Source organism: Pseudomonas sp. AC083, from assembly GCF_979253165.1.
Map to the genome: position 1 here is coordinate 97,389 of NZ_CEEDDH010000020.1, position 16,008 is coordinate 113,396.

Consider the following 16,008-nt stretch of genomic DNA (forward strand, 5'->3'; position numbering starts at 1 on the left):
TGGCAACTTGGCTCCATGTCGCCAAACGCAAAAAATCGCTGCCTTCCTGGTCCCTACTATGGAATGCAATCCCGGTAAGAGCTGCCGAAGGCTGCGATCTTTTGATCTTCGGGTTTTTCAGGCCTGCGCATCAGCCTCGGCAATCTGCGTCCACAACGCCGGCGCTCCCGCCGATTTGGCGATGATTTCCAGCCGCACCAGATGCGCCGCCAGTTCTTCTTCAGTCGCCCGGATGATGCGTGCTGGCTGACGATCGACCGGCAGGCGGCGGATTTCGGTAGCCGAGTTGTCGGCACCCTCGCCCGTGCCATTGCCATCGGAGGCGTTGCCGGCCAGCGACAGGCTGGTCTGGCCGCCGGTCATGGTCAGATAGACGTCGGCGAGAATCTCCGAGTCGAGCAAAGCGCCGTGCAGTTCACGGCCGGAGTTGTCGACGCCGTAACGTTTGCACAATGCATCGAGGCTGTTGCGCTGCCCCGGGTGACGTTCCCGAGCCATCATCAGGGTGTCGAGGATGGTGCAATGCTGGGTGATGTCAGCGCGATCGTGCTGGCCCATCAAGGCGAATTCGTTGTTGATGAAGCCAACGTCGAACGCCGCGTTGTGGATGATCAGCTGCGCGCCCTGGATGAACTCGAAGAACTCGTCGGCGACTTCGGCAAAGCGCGGCTTGCCGACGAGGAATTCGTTGGTGATGCCGTGCACACCGATCGCACCCTCGTCGCTCTCGCGATCCGGTTGCAGGTAAACGTGGAAATGCCGGCCCGTCAGGCGCCGACCGATCAGTTCGACGCAACCGATTTCAATGATCCGGTGACCATCGGTCACCGGCATGCCGGTGGTTTCGGTATCGAGTACAACGGATCTGGTGGCCATCAGTGCTCAGCTCTCAACGGGTCAATCGGGCAAAGGCGCGGATGTTAACACGCTCGGCGGGGTGTTTCAGTCAGACCGTGGCGGGTCCTTCGCGAGCAGGCTCGCTCCCACACTGAGTGCATTCCAATTCAAGGCCTGGAATACATTTCCCTGTGGGAGCGAGCCTGCTCGCGAACGGCGACGCCACGGTTAGAAGCGAAATCAGCTCTGCTTGTAACCACGCACTTCGTCAACGCCGCGATTGGCCAGTTGGTCCGCCCGCTCGTTACCATGATGGCCAATGTGCCCGCGCACCCATTTCCAGGTGACTTTGTGGCGATTGACCTGCTCGTCCAGCTCTTTCCACAGATCGGCGTTTTTCACCGGTTCTTTCGCAGCGGTTTTCCAGCCGCGCTTCTTCCAGTTGGCCATCCACTCGTTGATGCCTTTCATCACGTATTGCGAGTCGGTAACCAGCAGCACTTCGCAGGGGCGCTTGAGCGCTTCGAGGCCACGAATCGCGCCGAGCAGCTCCATGCGGTTGTTGGTGGTGTTGGCCTCGCCGCCCCACAGTTCCTTTTCGACGCCCTTGCACACCAGCAGCGCGCCCCAGCCGCCGGGGCCGGGGTTGCCCTTGCAGGCGCCGTCGGTGAACAGTTCTACGGTGTCGACGCTTTCCACGCTTTCGCTCATGCCAGTCTTTCCAGAAAAATGCCTGTCCTGCCAATCACGGATCGACAATGACCGCGGCCGGGACAAGCCCGGCCACAAATAAAAGAGGGTTTACGGTTCGATGCGGCGGCGGTTGACCTTGGCCATCGGCAGCGGAATCAGCTTGCCCATCGGCTCGCGGCGTTCCTGGCGCAATGGCCGCAGCCCCACCACGATCTTGCGCGCCACCAGCAGATAGAAGCCACCGCCGGACAGCTGCCAGTCACCGGCCTTGCGTTCCCAGCCGGCCAGACGGTTCTGCCACTTGGGCGACGCGAGCGGCGGACGATAGCACCCGAAGCGGCGTTTCTCCAGCGCGAAGCCGAGCAGATTGAGCCAGTCGGCGACCCGCGACGGGGAGATGCAGCGCGCCTTGCGCAGGGCATCATTGGCGAAGAAATGCCGCAGCCCCCAAGTGCTCCAGGGATTAATGCCGATGATCAGCAGATGCCCGCCGGGGCGCACGCTGCTCGCCGCTTCACGCAGCAAACCGTGGGGCGACAGGCAGAAATCCAGGCCATGCTGCATCACCACCACGTCGGCGGCGTGCTCGCTCAACGGCCAGGCCTGCTCTTCGCAGACGATCTCGACCCCGGGCAGAGGCGCGCCAAGACGCACGTTACGCTGCACTTGCGGCGCGGCCGGCGGGGTTTCGGCGGACGGGCCGTAATGCACCAGATAACCGCCGAAGAACCGGCCGAGCTCGTCGTCGAGCATGCGCCGCTCTTCATCCAGCAGAAATTGCCCGAGCGGCCCCGACAGCCATTCGCGGGCGGCGCTGATCAATGCCAGCCAGTCGGGATCGGCCTGAGCGAACGCTTTATCGGTCATGTCATTCTCCAACGCGCCAGGAACTACTAAGATGCGCCAATGTTTTCCGCTTGGCGAATTCCGACGATGATACAGATCAGTGCCCTGCCCGCGTTCACCGACAACTACATCTGGTTGTTACAGGATCATCAGACCCAGCGCTGTGCGGTGGTGGATCCGGGCGACGCCGCCCCGGTGCAGGCGTGGCTCGATGCGCATCCGGGCTGGGTGCTCAGCGATATTCTGATCACTCACCATCACCATGACCATGTCGGCGGTGTCGAGCGCCTGAAAGCGGCGACCGGCGCCAAGGTCTACGGCCCGGCCAGCGAAAGCATTCCGGCGCGTGACGTAGCGCTCAAGGACAACGACAGCGTCAGCGTGCTCGGCTGGGACTTCGACGTCTATGCGGTGCCCGGTCACACCCTGGGGCACATCGCCTATTACCACCATGGCCTGCTGTTCTGCGGCGACACCCTGTTCGCCGCCGGTTGCGGCCGGTTGTTCGAAGGCACACCCGAGCAGATGTACCACTCGCTCAGCCGTCTTGCGGCCTTGCCGGAAGATACGCTGGTCTACTGCACCCATGAATACACCTTGAGCAATCTGAAATTTGCCGCCGCCGTCGAGCCGGGCAACCCGGAAGTCGCCGCCCGTCTGGAAAAGGTCACCCAGCAACGGCAGAACGGCGTGATGACATTGCCGTCGACTTTGGCTCTGGAAAAGCTTACCAATCCGTTTTTACGCACTTCTGAAACATTGGTTACACAAAAAGTGGACGAACGGGAAGGCGCTCAAAACCGGGAGCCGAGCGAGGTATTTGCGGCTCTGCGGGCATGGAAAGACAAGTTCTGACGACCGCGCCGGCCGGGGCAAAAATTCTCAATGGTTGACCGCAGGGGGTGCGCTTTCTAGAATCGCCCGACATTTTTGCCCGGAACTTACTTCCAGCCAATGTCGTCATCCATACGTAAGTCCGTCAATTCAGATGCTTTGACCCGCCTGGCGCAAGCCATCGCGGTGGCTGTGTCCGCCACGCTGGCGGGTTGCTCCAGCCACGCTCCGCAGACTGAAGCGACGCACACGCCGAACATTGCTGCGCGAGCCAAGCAGAAGCCGATCTGGCTGACCGAGAAGCCCACTCCAGTGGCGCCCCAGGATATCTGGGAACGCATGCGCCAGGGCTTCCAGTTGCAGGAAGGCCTTGGCGTCAATCCGCGCATCGAGCAACAGCGCCTGTGGTTCGCCAGTAATCCCTCTTTTCTCGAGAATGCCGGCGAACGCGGCAGCCTCTACATTCATTACATTGTCGAACGCCTCGAAGAACGCAACATGCCGCTGGAGCTGGCCCTGCTGCCAGTGATCGAGAGCGCGTACAACCCGATGGCCTATTCTCGCGCCGATGCGGTGGGCCTGTGGCAGTTCATTCCGTCCACCGGGCGTTACTTCAACCTGCGCCAGACGCGTTTCTACGACGGCCGTCGCGACATCACCGCCTCGACCACGGCAGCGATGGATTACCTGACCCGCCTGCACGACATGTTCAACGGCGACTGGCTGCTGGCGCTGGCGGCCTACAACGCCGGTGAAGGTACGGTCAGCCGGGCGATTGAGCGCAACGAAAAGCTCGGCCTGCCCACCGACTACTGGAACCTGCCGCTGCCGGCGGAAACCCAGGCCTATGTACCGAAGTTGCTGGCCCTGTCGCAAGTGGTACTGGCGCCGGAAGCCTACGGCGTCAACCTCAATCCGATCGCCAACGAGCCGTACTTCCAGGTCGTCGAAATCAACCAGCGCATGGACCTGTCCAAGGTCGCTGCGGTGGCGAACATCGATGAAGACGAACTGTTCCAGCTCAATCCGGCGTTCAAACAGCGCACCACCATCGACGGTCCGCAGCACTTGCTGGTGCCGACGTCCAAGGCGCAACTGCTGACCGCCAGTCTGCAGACCATGCGCCCGGACGAACTGATCAGCCCGCGTTCGCTGAAACCGGTGTTCGAAGGCGCCGATCCGTCGGAAGTGGCGCAGCTCAAACGTGCTTATCGGGTCAAGCGTGGCGACAACCTCGGCTCCATCGCCAAGGCCAACAAGGTCGAAGTCAAGGATCTGCAGCGCTGGAACAAGCTGACCGGCAAGAACCTCAAGGTCGGCCAGACCCTGGTCATGCAGGACAACACCAAGCGTGCCCCGGCGCGCAAGTCCGGCCGGGTCAACACCGTGGTCGCGGCGAATACCAAAACCAAAGGCAAGGACGAGAGCAAGCAGCAGACCCAGTACAAGGTCAAGCGTGGCGACACCCTGTATGTAGTGGCCAAGCGCTTCAACGTCGAGATGCAACATCTCAAGCGCTGGAACCCGGGTGCTGGCAAGGCGTTGAAGCCGGGGCAAATGCTCACGGTTTATCAGCCGCACTGATTGAAGAGCCCCTGAATTCAGGGGCTTTTTATTGCCGATTGCTTTGTGCCAGGCGGGAACACTGTGGCGAGGGGATTTATCCCCGCTGGGGCGCGCAGCGGCCCCGTTTTTTCTGCATCTTGAAGAAGGGACTGCTGCGCAGTCCAGCGGGGATAAATCCCCTCGCCACAGATAAATCCTCCTCGCCACAGATAAATCCCCTCACCACAGGGACAAATTGGCGCAACATCGTGTAGCGATTAACTCGCCATTAACCCGCATCTTTTTCCTGTCCAGACAAGCTGTTACTGTACGGCCCACAAAGCCCAAGCCGCTGGATCGGATCTGACTTGAAGCGTGCCCTCTCCCTGCTCCTGATCAGCCTGGCCTTGAGCTCACCCGCAAGCGCGACGATTACCGAAAGTCACGGTTATGCGCAGTTCGGCACGCTCAAGTACCCGGCCAGATTTACCCACTTCGACTGGGTCAACCCGCAAGCGCCCAAGGGCGGTACGTTGCGGGTGATGGCGTTCGGCACCTTCGATACGGTCAATCCGTACACTTTCAAGGGCACCAGCCCGGTCACCACCGCCAATTTTCTCCAGTACGGCATCAACGAGCTCAACGAGCCGCTGATGGTTGGCACCGGGCAGTATTCGCCGTCCGGCGACGAACCCGCGTCGAGTTACGGGTTGATCGCACAATCGGTGGAGTACAGCGAAGATCGCAGCTGGGTCGTCTTCAATTTGCGCCCCGAAGCGCGCTTTCATGACGGCGCGCCTGTCACCGCCTACGACGTGGCGTTCTCCTATCGAACGCTGCTCAAGGACGGTCATCCGCTGTATCGCACGGCCCTGCAGGAAGTGCTGCGGGTCGACATCCTCAACAAGCAGCGCATTCGTTTCGTGTTCAAGCGCTCGGGCAATCCGCTGTTGATCCTGCGCCTGGGCGAATTGCCGGTACTGCCGCAGCATTACTGGAAAGACCGCGACTTCAAAGCCACCACCTTCGAACCGCCGCTGGGTAGCGGGCCGTACCGCATCACGTCGGTCACGCCGGGTCGGCAGCTGATTTTCGAGCGGGTCAAGGATTACTGGGGCAAGGACTTACCGGTCAATCGCGGCAAGTACAACTTCGATCGCATGGAAGTCGAGTTCTACCGCGACAGCGATGTCGCCTTCGAAGCGTTCAAGGCCGGTGAGTTCGACATCTACATCGAGCATCAGGCGAAGAACTGGGTCAACGGCTACAACTTCCCTGCGGTACGTCGTGGCGAAGTGATCAAGGTGCAGATCCCGCATCAGATCCCGACCCAGACTCAGGGCCTGTTCATGAACAGCCGCCGCGCGACCTTCGCCGATGTCAGGACGCGCGAAGCGTTGGGTCTGATGTTCGACTTCGAATGGACCAACCGCGCGCTGTTCAGCGATGCCTATAAACGCACCACCAGCTACTATCCCAACAGCGAATTCACCGCGTCCGGCCTGCCGGTCGGCCATGAATGGCTGATGCTCAAGCCTTACAAGGAGCAGTTGCCAGCCCGGCTGTTCACCGAGCCGTTCACCCTGCCGAAAACCGACGGCCGTGGCATCCCGCGCGAGACCATGCGTAAAGCCCTCGCCCTGCTCGCTGAGGCCGGTTGGAAGCTCCACGGCCAGCGCCTGCAAGACAAAGACGGCCAGCCGCTGCGTTTCGAACTGCTGCTGGTCAATCCGAGCCTGGAGCGGCTCTATCAGCCGTACATCGAGAACCTCAACAGCATCGGCATCGACGCGCGCCTGCGTACCGTCGATCGCGCCCAGTACAAACAGCGCCTCGACCAATTCGATTTCGACATGATCTCGATGACCCTCGGCCAGACCCTGAGCCCGGGCCTTGAGCAGTGGCAGTACTTCCACTCTAGCCAGGTAAACGTCAAGGGCAGCAAGAATTACGCGGGCATCGCCAACCCGGTGGTCGATCACCTGCTCGAACAATTGCTCGCCGCGCGCACCCGCGACGAGCAGGTTGCCGCCGGCAAAGCGCTCGACCGCGTGCTGCTCTGGCAGCACTACAGCATTCCCAACTGGTACCTCAATTATCACCGTCTGGCCTACCGCAACCGGTTGGCCTTTGTCACCACGCCGCCCTACACCCTGGGCCTGAGCGCATGGTGGCTGAAGTCTTCGGAGAAAGATCGATGAACGCTGTTCGCACCCTGCTCGTGCAGGCCGGCGGCTTGCTGTTCGCCGGGCTGGCCTGGGCCGCCCCGCAACACGCCGTGACCCTGTACAACGAGCCGCCGAAATACCCGGCCGATTTCAAGCACTTCGACTACGTCAATCCCGATGCGCCAAAGGGCGGCGTGTTCCGCCAGGCCGGGTTCGGCGGCTTCGACAGCCTCAACCCGTTCATCAACAAAGGCGTGCCGGCCGATGACATCGGCCAGATCTACGACACCCTGACCAAACACAGCCTCGACGAGCCATTCACCGAGTACGGCCTGATTGCCAGCAAGATAGAAAAAGCCGATGACAACAGTTGGGTGCGTTTCTACCTGCGCCCCGAGGCCCGTTTTCACGACGGCCACCCGGTGCGCGCCGAAGATGTAGTGTTCAGCTTCGAGACGTTGACCAAGGAAGGCTCGCCGATGTTTCGCGGCTACTACAACGACGTCGCCGAAGCCATCGCCGAAGACCCGTTGAAAGTATTGTTCAAGTTCAAGCACAGCAACAACCGCGAGCTGCCGCTGATCCTCGGCCAGTTGCCGGTCCTGCCGAAACACTGGTGGGCCAGTCGCGACTTCAACAAGGGCAATCTGGAAATCCCGCTGGGCAGCGGCCCGTACAAGGTCACCCAAGTGAAGGCCGGCCGTTCGGTACGTTACGAGCGGGTCAAGGATTACTGGGGCAAGGACTTGCCGGTCAACCGTGGCTTCTACAACTTCGACACGATGACCACCGACTATTACCGCGACAACACCGTCGCCCTCGAAGCGCTGAAGGCCGGGCAGTTCGATTATTGGCTGGAAATGACCGCGAAGAACTGGGCCAGTGCCTATAACGTTCCGGCGGTCACCGAGGGGCGCTTGATCAAGGAACTGATCCCCAACAGCAACCCGACCGGCATGCAGGGCTTCGTCTTCAACCTGCGCCGCCCGGTGTTCCAGGATGTGCGCGTGCGTCAGGCGCTGGGGCTGCTGTTCGATTTCGAATGGACCAACAAGCAATTATTCAACGGCGCCTACGTGCGCACCCGCAGTTACTTCGAGAACTCGGAAATGGCGGCCACCGGCCTGCCCGACGCCGAGCAACGGAAGATCCTCGAACCGTTCCGCAGCAAACTGCCGGCTCAGGTATTCAGCGAAGCCTTCGAAAATCCCAAGACCGACGCCAGCGGCATGATCCGCACCCAGCAGCGCGAGGCCTATCAACTGCTGCAAGAGGCCGGCTGGAAAATCGTCGATGACAAAATGGTCGACGCCACCGGCAAACCGGTTGTGATCGAATTTCTTCTGGCCCAGACCGAATTCGAACGGGTGCTGCTGCCGTTCAAGCGCAACCTCAGCGACCTCGGCATCGATCTGGTGATCCGCCGCGTCGACGTCTCGCAGTACATCAACCGGGTGCGCTCGCGGGATTTCGACATGATGGTCGGCAGCTTTCCCCAGTCCAACTCGCCGGGCAACGAGCAGCGCGAATACTGGATGAGCGCCGCCGCCGACAAACCGAGCAGCCGCAACAGCATGGGCCTGAAAGACCCGACCGTTGACCAACTGGTGGAAAGCCTGATCAACGCCGACTCGCGCAAAAGTCTGGTGGCCCACGCCCGCGCGCTGGATCGCGTACTGCAATGGGGCTACTACGTGGTGCCCAACTGGCACATCAAGAGCTGGCGCGTGGCTTACTGGAATCATATAGGCCACCCGAAAACCTCGCCCAAGTACGACATCGGCATCAATACCTGGTGGGTCAAGCCTGACGCCAAGCCTGCCGTAGAAGTCGAAACCCAACTGCAAGCCGACCCTGCGGGCACGGAGTAATCAGATGCTGGCGTATATCTTTCGGCGACTGCTGCTGATCATCCCGACCCTGTTCGGCATTCTGCTGATCAACTTCGTGATCATCCAGGCCGCGCCCGGCGGGCCGGTCGAGCAGATGATCGCCAAGCTCGAAGGCTTCGAAGGCGCCACCAGCCGGATTGCCGGCGGCGGTGCCGAAGTGGCGGTGGCCGGCTCGTCGTACCGTGGCGCGCAGGGGCTGGACCCGGCGCTGATCAAGGAAATCGAGCACATGTACGGGTTCGACAAATCGGCCCCGGAACGCCTGTGGATCATGGTCAAGAACTACGCGCAGCTGGATTTCGGCGACAGTTTCTTCCGCGACGCCAAGGTCATCGACCTGATCAAGGAAAAGATGCCGGTGTCGATCTCGCTGGGGCTGTGGAGCACGCTGATCATGTATCTGGTGTCGATCCCGCTGGGCATCGCCAAGGCCACGCGGCACGGCAGCCACTTCGATGTCTGGACCAGTTCGGCGATCATCGTCGGCTATGCGATCCCGGCGTTCCTGTTTGCGATCCTGCTGATCGTGGTGTTTGCCGGCGGCAGTTATCTGGACTGGTTCCCCCTGCGCGGGCTGACTTCGAACAACTTCGATGAGCTGAGCCTGGGCGGCAAGATCCTCGATTACTTCTGGCACTTGGCATTGCCAGTGACGGCGCTGGTGATCGGCAACTTCGCGACCATGACTCTGCTGACAAAAAACAGCTTTCTCGACGAGATCAACAAACAGTACGTGGTCACCGCCAAGGCCAAGGGTCTGACCCGCCATCGCGTGCTCTACGGCCACGTGTTCCGCAACGCCATGCTGCTGGTGATTGCCGGTTTTCCTTCGGCATTCATCGGCATTTTCTTCACCGGCTCGTTGCTGGTGGAAGTGATTTTCTCCCTCGATGGCCTCGGCCTGATGAGTTTCGAGGCGGCGATCAATCGCGATTACCCGGTGGTGTTCGGCACCCTGTTCATCTTCACCCTGCTCGGGCTGGTGGTGAAACTGATCGGCGACCTGACCTACACCTTTGTCGATCCGCGTATCGACTTCGCCAGCCGGGAGCATTGAGATGAACCTGTCCCCTCTCAACCGCCGGCGCTTCGAACTGTTCAAGGCCAACAAGCGTGGCTGGTGGTCGCTGTGGCTATTTCTGATTCTGTTCGGCCTGAGTCTGGGCGCCGAGCTGATTGCCAACGACAAACCGCTGGTCGTGCATTACGACAACAACTGGTATTTCCCGGCGATCAAGCGCTACCCGGAAACCGCGTTCGGCGGCGAATTCCCGCTGGAAGCCAACTACAAGAGTCCGTACATCCGTGAGCTGCTGAAGGCCAAGGACGCGTGGATTCTATGGGCGCCGATTCCCTACGGCTACCAGAGCATCAACTACGACCTGAAAGTCCCGGCCCCGGCGCCACCCTCGGCGGACAACCTGCTGGGCACCGACGATCAGGGCCGCGACGTGTTGGCGCGGGTGATCTACGGTTTCCGCATTTCCGTGTTGTTTGCGCTGACGCTGACCGTGCTGAGCTCGATCATCGGCGTGATTGCCGGGGCGCTACAGGGGTTCTACGGCGGCTGGGTCGATCTCGCCGGGCAACGTTTTCTCGAGATCTGGTCGGGGCTGCCGGTGCTGTATCTGTTGATCATCCTCGCCAGTTTCGTCCAGCCGAATTTCTGGTGGCTGCTGGGCATCATGCTGCTGTTCTCGTGGATGAGCCTGGTCGATGTGGTGCGCGCCGAGTTTCTGCGCGGGCGCAATCTGGAATACGTGCGCGCCGCCCGCGCGCTGGGCATGCAGAACGGCGCGATCATGTTCCGCCATATCCTGCCCAACGCCATGGTCTCGACCATGACCTTCATGCCGTTCATCCTCACCGGCGCCATCGGCACCCTGACCGCGCTGGACTTCCTCGGCTTCGGCTTGCCGGCCGGCAGTCCGTCGCTGGGCGAACTGGTCGCGCAAGGCAAATCCAATTTGCAGGCGCCGTGGCTGGGCATGAGTGCGTTTGCCGTGCTGGCGCTGATGTTGAGTCTGCTGGTGTTTATCGGCGAGTCCGCTCGCGATGCCTTCGACCCGAGGAAGTGAAATGAATCAGGACAATCTGATCGAAGTGCGTGACCTCGCCGTCGAATTCGGCTTCGGCGAGCGCGTCCACCGCGTGGTCGAGGGCGTGAGCTTCGACATCAAGCGCGGCGAAACCCTGGCGCTGGTCGGTGAATCGGGCTCGGGCAAATCGGTAACGGCGCATTCGATCCTGCGCCTGTTGCCCTACCCCATGGCGCGGCATCCGGCCGGCAGCATCAATTACGCCGGGCAGAACCTGCTGGATTTGAGCGAGAAGACCATCCGTCATATCCGTGGCAACCGCATCGCGATGATCTTTCAGGAGCCGATGACCTCGCTCAATCCGCTGCACTCGATCGAAAAGCAGATCAACGAAGTGCTCGGCATCCACAAGGGCCTGAGCGGCAAAGTCGCGACCAAGCGCACTTTGGAGCTGCTGGAGATGGTCGGCATCCCCGAGCCGCACAAGCGTCTCAAGGCTCTGCCCCATGAATTGTCCGGCGGCCAGCGCCAGCGGGTGATGATTGCCATGGCCCTGGCCAACGAACCGGAATTGCTGATTGCCGACGAACCGACCACCGCGTTGGACGTGACCGTTCAGCTGAAAATCCTCGATTTGCTCAAGGATCTTCAGGCTCGATTGGGCATGTCGCTGCTACTGATCAGTCACGATTTGAACCTGGTGCGAAGAATTGCGCATCGCGTATGTGTCATGCAGCGCGGTTGCATCGTCGAACAGGCATCGTGCGCAGAGCTGTTCCGTTCGCCGCAGCATCCGTACACTCGGGAATTGCTCGGCGCGGAGCCCAGCGGCGGCCCGGCGAGCAATGAAATCGGCGCGCCGCTGCTCGAAGTCGAGGACCTCAAAGTCTGGTTCCCGATCAAGAAAGGCCTGCTCAAACGCACGGTGGATTACGTCAAGGCAGTGGACGGCATCAATTTCAGCCTGCCGCAGGGTCAGACCCTGGGAATCGTCGGCGAAAGCGGTTCCGGCAAATCCACCCTCGGTCTGGCGATTTTGCGGCTGATCGGCAGCAAAGGCGCGATCCGCTTTGAAGGCAAGCAGCTAGACTGCCTGACGCAGAATGAGGTTCGCCCGTTGCGCCGGGAGATGCAGGTGGTGTTTCAGGACCCGTTTGGCAGCCTGAGCCCGCGCATGTGCGTCAATGACATCGTTGGCGAAGGCCTGCGGATACACAAGATGGGCACCGCGACCGAACAGGAAGCGGCGATCATTGCGGCATTGAAGGAGGTAGGTCTGGATCCGGAAACCCGGCACCGCTACCCCCACGAATTTTCCGGAGGGCAACGGCAGCGAATCGCCATTGCCCGGGCCCTGGTGCTGAAACCGGCGCTGATCCTGCTGGACGAGCCGACTTCGGCGCTCGACCGCACGGTGCAGCGGCAAGTAGTGGAGCTGTTGCGTTCACTGCAAGCCAAGTACAACCTGACGTATTTGTTCATCAGCCATGACCTGGCTGTCGTCAAAGCGCTGAGCCACCAGCTGATGGTGGTCAAGCATGGCCAAGTGGTCGAACAGGGAGACGCGCAAGGTATTTTTGCCGCCCCCCAACATCCGTATACACAGCAGTTGCTGGAGGCCGCTTTTCTGGCACCAGCCACTGCGCAATAACCTGAAAGAGGAGCAACACATGGGTTTTCTCGCCGGTAAGCGCGTACTGATCGTCGGTGTCGCCAGCAAGCTGTCCATCGCATCCGGCATCGCTGCCGCCATGCATCGCGAGGGCGCTGAGCTTGCCTTCACTTATCAGAACGACAAACTCAAGGGTCGCGTCGAAGAGTTCGCACAAGGCTGGGGTTCGAGCCCTGAGCTGTGCTTCCCGTGCGACGTGGCCAGCGATGAAGAAATCGCCAAGGTCTTCGAAGAGCTGAGCAAGAAGTGGGACGGTCTGGACTGCATCGTGCACTCCGTCGGCTTCGCTCCGGGCGACCAACTGGACGGCGACTTCACCGAAGCCACCACCCGTGAAGGTTTCCGCATCGCTCACGATATCAGCGCCTACAGTTTCGTGGCGCTGGCCAAGGCCGGCCGCGAAATGATGAAAGGCCGCAACGGCAGCCTGCTGACCCTGTCGTACCTGGGCGCCGAGCGCACCATGCCGAACTACAACGTGATGGGCATGGCCAAGGCTTCGCTGGAAGCCGGCGTCCGTTACCTGGCCGGTTCCCTCGGTCCGGACGGCACCCGCGTCAACTGCGTATCGGCTGGCCCGATCCGCACCCTGGCCGCTTCCGGCATCAAGAACTTCCGCAAGATGCTGGCTGCCAACGAAGCGCAGACTCCGCTGCGCCGCAACGTCACCATCGAAGAAGTCGGCAATGCCGGCGCCTTCCTGTGCTCCGACCTGGCGTCGGGCATCAGTGGTGAAATCATGTACGTCGACGGCGGCTTCAACACCACCGCGATGGGCAACATCGAAGAGTGATCTTCCTGTAGCCAATAGAAAAACCCGCCGAATCCGGTGGGTTTTTTTATGCCTGCAGAACGGTTGCCGCACTACATATGTACCGCCACCGACCCTGCCCTGCCTTTGATACTCGGCGCTCGATGCTTATCAGCCGCCAGGGAGGCGCAGATGAACGACACACCGGTACATGAACAGACGCTGATCCAGAACCTCATTACAGAACTGACCGCCGTACCGGTGGTCACCGCCGCCACGCCGGCACGCACGCTGGAGGTTCCTCGTCCATGCCTGCTGCGCGAATGGATGGAGCTTTACTGGACCGCCCTCGAACGCCCTGAGTTTCTCGACTGGGCCAGTCGCTTTCACATCGACCTGGATACCTTGCAAATCAAAGGCGACATTCTGCAAGCGCGCGCACCAGCGAATGGCACCTCCGACGTACGCACCTTCAGCCTGGAGGACAACTCTGGCTGGTGGCAGGTGGCGCCGATGCTGCAATCGATTTCCCAACGCATCGACCCTGCCGGGTTGGGCCTGCCTTATATCGGCGGCAAGTCCGCCAACCCGCTGTATCGCTTTCCACGGCAAGTGGTGCTGGCGTTCTACGGTTACCCGGAACCGCAAAACCAGATTCAGGCCCGCGTCATCCTCACCGAACTGAAGAAAACCGGGCTGGCTGCCATCGATGAGAACGGCCACAGCAGGTCGGCTGTGGTGAAGGAACGCAACGCGCAACTGGAGGACTTTCGGGCGATCGCCGATCGGATCGATGCGGTGTTGCTGGCGAGCGATCCGTTCGAGCAACGAGGCTTTCTCGATACGCCGGTAACGCTTGCTTCGGCCTCTGTTTCCGCTCCTGTGAGAGGCCCGCGCCTGAAATTGGGCGAGCTGCTGCGTCGCTATGAATTTGCGCTGCCGGAAGATGCGGGACAAGCCAAAGCGCTTGCGCAACGCCTGCGACAGCACAGTTGGCCTGAGCTGCCCTACGTCAGTGACTACGTGCAGACCGGCACCCCCATCCGCAGCTATCGCGAAGACTTCGGCGACTTGGAGGACGCCCGGCATATTGTGCGACGCCTGGAAGTTTTGAGCTGGAACAAGGCGCCCAAAGCCCGAATCGATTACGAGGAATTCAGCGAGCCCCATCCGCATTCCACGCTCGCGGTGCAGATGGCGCTGGGCCAGGAGCGCTTGCAGATATTCAGCTCCAATGCGGATTTCCAAGCCATCTTGCAACAGCACGGGTTGCATGCCGACAGTCAATTGCTGGTGACCGAGTCCGGTCATGTCGGCACGGCCAGCGCCAAAGGCTGGGTCAACCTGACGACTGAGGTGGAAAAGCATTCCGATCTGAAACTTCATCGCGACCAGCTTAAAGCTCAGGCAGGCGAAGCAGGCGGCGCCCTGCGCTCGAGCGGTAAAGTCACCCTCGGGCAAATGTTGCGTTTCTACGAGCTACCGTTGCCAAAAACTGTCGAGCAAGCCCTCTCCCTGGCGAAATGGGACAAGATCAATCTGCACATGCGTCCCGGACACATGAATCAGTGGTATCTGCTGGGTCAACCCTGGACGAAGACCGAGTGGTTCACCGCGCAGCAACGTCAGAGCATCATCGACACCACTCAGGCTTTTTTGCCCGAAGACTCGCCGCCACTGATCGACTACCTCAGTGAAGGGGTCGACACCGATCTGCCGCTCAATACCCTCAAGGCAAAAGCCGACTACCTGATCAGTCGTATCCTGATCACGTCGCGCGCACGGACGCTGGGCAACCAGTTGGTGAAGAACCTCGGAGCGCCGTCTCACAAAAAACGCCTTCTGGCCACCAACCGCGAACGTCTGTTGCTCGCTGCATTGATTCTCAGCCTGGAACCGAGCGCCGGTGAGGATATAAACCGAATCGTCGCCCAGCGCCTGGAGGGCAGTGATTTCTGGGGCGACAGTTATGACGAAGTGCGCCGGTTCATCGACCGGCAACCCCAACTCGCACTGGTCAAGAACAAGACATTGGCGACCCACCTGTTATTGTCCGGCATCTCGCCGGAGTTTCTCATCCGGGGCATTCCTCGAACACTGCCTTATATGAGTTGCCTGCGCTGGGTGAGGCTCAAACAGGTCGTGCTGTATATCGAAAGACGCCTGCCGGGCGCGGCGCGCTTGATGACCTACGAGCAATTGCGCGAGCTGACGAAAGGCCCGGCGCCGGCTGATTTCTACAAGTTTCTGCGCGAAGAGCCGTGTGCCTCGGTCGTAGTGGACTGGGCGGTTGCACGAGGGTTGATCCAGCGCGATGCCGATTTTCAAGTCACGGTCTATGACGCCGCCACGCTCAAGCAAGCCGATCTGCTCTTTCGCAACCACAATCGTCTGATTTACGATTTTTACCGCCGGGCCTTCCAGTCGTCACCGCCCACCCCCGCCACTATTGCCCTCGCGGATCTGCGCAAGATCTTCGCTGATTCCCCACACCTGACAGAGAAGGCGCTGTTTGTTCCAGCCTCGGACGCTGATACAACCGGGCCACATTATTCCCTGAGCCAATTACACATCGCCGGCAAGCTAACGGGTGACATGCAGGGATGGCAATCGAGCAATGCACAATTGCAACTGGCATCGATGATTGCCTCGCTGCCCAGACTGAACAACGTGGCAAGCGCTTTTCATGCAGCACTCGCGGCGCGCCTCAAGCATATGAAGGACGCGCATG

Annotated in this window: 12 protein-coding genes; 9 read left to right on the forward strand and 3 right to left on the reverse strand. The window is 60.7% G+C overall.

Going from position 1 to position 16,008, the window contains the following annotated elements; all coding sequences use genetic code 11:
* Positions 1-117 precede the first annotated feature (117 nt).
* The 3 genes from dnaQ to AC0IXA_RS23800 all read right to left on the reverse strand — a co-directional run bounded on the left by dnaQ (position 118) and on the right by AC0IXA_RS23800 (position 2,397).
* Positions 118-876, reverse strand: a complete 759-nt coding sequence (gene dnaQ, locus AC0IXA_RS23790) for a DNA polymerase III subunit epsilon (protein ID WP_024012494.1) — start codon at positions 874-876, stop codon at positions 118-120.
* A gap of 201 nt (positions 877-1,077) precedes the next feature.
* Positions 1,078-1,548: a ribonuclease HI gene (gene rnhA, locus AC0IXA_RS23795; RefSeq protein WP_007910572.1), complete on the reverse strand. Its 471-nt coding sequence runs from the start codon at positions 1,546-1,548 to the stop codon at positions 1,078-1,080.
* Positions 1,549-1,638: 90 nt separating this feature from the next.
* Positions 1,639-2,397, reverse strand: coding sequence for a class I SAM-dependent methyltransferase (locus AC0IXA_RS23800; RefSeq protein WP_041480625.1), 759 nt, complete (start codon positions 2,395-2,397; stop codon positions 1,639-1,641).
* Positions 2,398-2,463: 66 nt separating this feature from the next.
* Between AC0IXA_RS23800 and gloB the strand changes: the two genes are divergently transcribed.
* From gloB to AC0IXA_RS23845, 9 genes are all read left to right on the forward strand, one after another.
* Entirely contained in the window at positions 2,464-3,231 is a 768-nt protein-coding gene (gene gloB, locus AC0IXA_RS23805; protein WP_038862030.1) for a hydroxyacylglutathione hydrolase, read from the forward strand.
* A gap of 99 nt (positions 3,232-3,330) precedes the next feature.
* A complete protein-coding gene (locus AC0IXA_RS23810; RefSeq protein WP_041480626.1) occupies positions 3,331-4,794 on the forward strand; it encodes a transglycosylase SLT domain-containing protein in 1,464 nt (487 codons plus the stop codon).
* A 329-nt stretch (positions 4,795-5,123) separates the two neighbouring features.
* On the forward strand, positions 5,124-6,956 hold the full coding sequence (locus AC0IXA_RS23815) for an extracellular solute-binding protein (RefSeq protein WP_471814618.1): 1,833 nt from the start codon (positions 5,124-5,126) through the stop codon (positions 6,954-6,956).
* Positions 6,953-8,794, forward strand: a complete 1,842-nt coding sequence (locus tag AC0IXA_RS23820) for an extracellular solute-binding protein (RefSeq protein WP_016774155.1) — start codon at positions 6,953-6,955, stop codon at positions 8,792-8,794. Before AC0IXA_RS23815 ends, AC0IXA_RS23820 begins: the two co-directional genes overlap by 4 nt.
* 4 nt (positions 8,795-8,798) lie before the next feature.
* Complete coding sequence (locus AC0IXA_RS23825; RefSeq protein WP_016774154.1) at positions 8,799-9,872, forward strand: microcin C ABC transporter permease YejB; 1,074 nt, start codon at positions 8,799-8,801, stop codon at positions 9,870-9,872.
* 1 nt (position 9,873) lies between these two features.
* The gene (locus AC0IXA_RS23830) at positions 9,874-10,893 is read left to right on the forward strand and encodes an ABC transporter permease (RefSeq protein ID WP_341637855.1); all 1,020 of its coding nucleotides are present in this window, start codon (positions 9,874-9,876) and stop codon (positions 10,891-10,893) included.
* A gap of 1 nt (position 10,894) precedes the next feature.
* Positions 10,895-12,505, forward strand: a complete 1,611-nt coding sequence (locus AC0IXA_RS23835; RefSeq protein WP_471814619.1) for an ABC transporter ATP-binding protein — start codon at positions 10,895-10,897, stop codon at positions 12,503-12,505.
* Positions 12,506-12,524: 19 nt separating this feature from the next.
* Complete coding sequence (gene fabI / locus AC0IXA_RS23840) at positions 12,525-13,319, forward strand: enoyl-ACP reductase FabI (RefSeq protein WP_003202751.1); 795 nt, start codon at positions 12,525-12,527, stop codon at positions 13,317-13,319.
* A gap of 150 nt (positions 13,320-13,469) precedes the next feature.
* On the forward strand, positions 13,470-16,008 hold a 2,539-nt coding region (locus AC0IXA_RS23845), incomplete at its 3' end, for a hypothetical protein (protein ID WP_471814620.1).